Origin of the sequence: Aquimarina longa SW024 (assembly GCF_001401755.1) — a bacterium.
In the GTDB taxonomy this organism is placed as follows: Bacteria; Bacteroidota; Bacteroidia; order Flavobacteriales; family Flavobacteriaceae; genus Aquimarina; species Aquimarina longa.
This window is the reverse complement of the sequence record NZ_KQ474116.1, coordinates 1-1,662: the sequence shown is the minus strand read 5'-3', so window position 1 is coordinate 1,662 and position 1,662 is coordinate 1. Positions and strand designations below refer to the sequence as shown.

Genomic DNA, 1,662 nt, shown 5'->3' with positions numbered 1-1,662 from the left:
TCTAGCCAAATGCCCTCGCCTAGTTTATCGGTTATATACCCGAGCTTACCAAAAAAACCTTCTTCTGGTGTTCTTTTATGGTGTCCATCTTCATAAGGGTTTGTTGGTGCGTAGCGTTTGCCTACTCCTTTGGTTGATTCTAAGGTATATCGTCTATATTTTGGGTTTCTTCTACCATCTTCTAGATATTCTTGCCCGTATATAGTTCCTCTATCTAAATCCGTAAGCAACTCGTGTAATTCTAACGTATTATCTACGTCTTGAAAAGTCGCCCAGTTGTTTGTGGTGCGAAAATATTTGTGTGCTTGTGCAACCCAATAGACATTGTTTTTGGTTGCTTCTATGTTACTAGCTTTTATAACCTTAAGATGAAAAATTGCTTTTTTACCGACCTCTACTTCAAAAAAAGTGAGTCCATCATCTCTAAAAATTCGTTGTTTTATAGTGCTCTCACTTGCTTTGTAATCGGCAATAATCTCTTTTCTATAAGTTCCCATAATTCTTATGATTTTTCAGTACTTATAATTTTTCTAAAGTATGTATTGTTCATTGTGATAGTTGGTTTATCGATTATTGATCCAATGCTGTTAGTATATCTTTTACAGGGATACACATAGGGTTAGAGAGGTAGGGTTTTCTGGTATCCATAAAAAATCTATTTATTACTTTACAACTAATGCATTCTATTCCTGAAATTTGTTTTTTTATTTGTTCTTTACTTAAATATCCTTCACTAACTCCATTAGCATTATAAAATATTACCTCTGCTACATAGTGATGTAACTTTTCTTTTTTTAGGATGTGTTCTGCTTTTTCGAATGACCCTAATAAATGAGGCTTGTCAATACTGGTGTCTTCTATATCAAAATCGATATTACCATTATTAAGAGAACAAAATAGGTAAGGATTTCCTTTTATTTCCTTTAGCAATGAATCAATTGCAATATCTGATGTGAAGTTTACATTGTAAATATCTAAAACAGGATGCTTTTCTGCTAATGGGATAAAATTTAATAATTTAATTTTTGCTTTAGGTATTTTATGATCCATTGAACAGGAAACAAAAATGAATACCACTAAAGAAATGATTAAGAATGCTGTTCTATTTTTTATTGATTTCATTTTAGTTCTATATAACTGTTAATAGAGTTTACTAGTAAATTAGAAGCTGAAATAGCTACTTTTGTTATTGTTTCATCTAACATATTTTGAGCTTCACCATGACTATATCTGGTAATATGTAATACATGAATGTTTTTAGGATCTGGAGTCCATTGTCTACCTGCATCTGCAATAAGGTCATCAACAATGTAATCTTTAGGGTACGTATAGATATTGATCCAATAGTTCATTTTAGGTTTTGGTTTAGAGCTATGTATATTAGCAATTAGCTTAATATGTTTTCCTGATCCTACAGGATCGAGAGTAATTAATGTTTCTACTAAATACCCCATATCAGTAAGAATTTGAGAAAGATGTGCTCCATTCCAACCTCCTAAACTATGTCCTACAATATTTATTTGTGTTCCATTTTTATTAGGAATAAAACTTAGTACATTGTTTTTAATATCTTGTTCTCCTTTTATGTCATTATAGCCTAAAAATTTTGAGTTATATTGAGTGTGTAATATTTTCTTTTTGAAGTCAATTTCAACTCGATAC

3 protein-coding genes are annotated in these 1,662 nt (G+C 31.0%); all 3 read right to left on the bottom strand.

The genetic code is table 11. The features are described from left to right. A partial coding sequence (locus N456_RS24725) for a hypothetical protein (RefSeq protein WP_158447964.1) occupies positions 1–497 on the bottom strand: 497 nt, incomplete at its 3' end. Between the two features lie 73 nt (positions 498–570). Then, a complete protein-coding gene (locus N456_RS23490) occupies positions 571–1,122 on the bottom strand; it encodes a hypothetical protein (protein ID WP_148639440.1) in 552 nt (183 codons plus the stop codon). Further along, on the bottom strand, positions 1,119–1,662 hold a 544-nt coding region (locus N456_RS24720), incomplete at its 5' end, for a hypothetical protein (protein WP_062063026.1). The genes N456_RS23490 and N456_RS24720, both read right to left, overlap by 4 nt.

Coding starts and splice junctions, on each gene's coding strand:
- N456_RS23490 (WP_148639440.1), bottom strand. CDS start 1,122: ATGAAATCAATAAAAAATAGAACAGCATTCTTAATCATTTCTTTAGTG.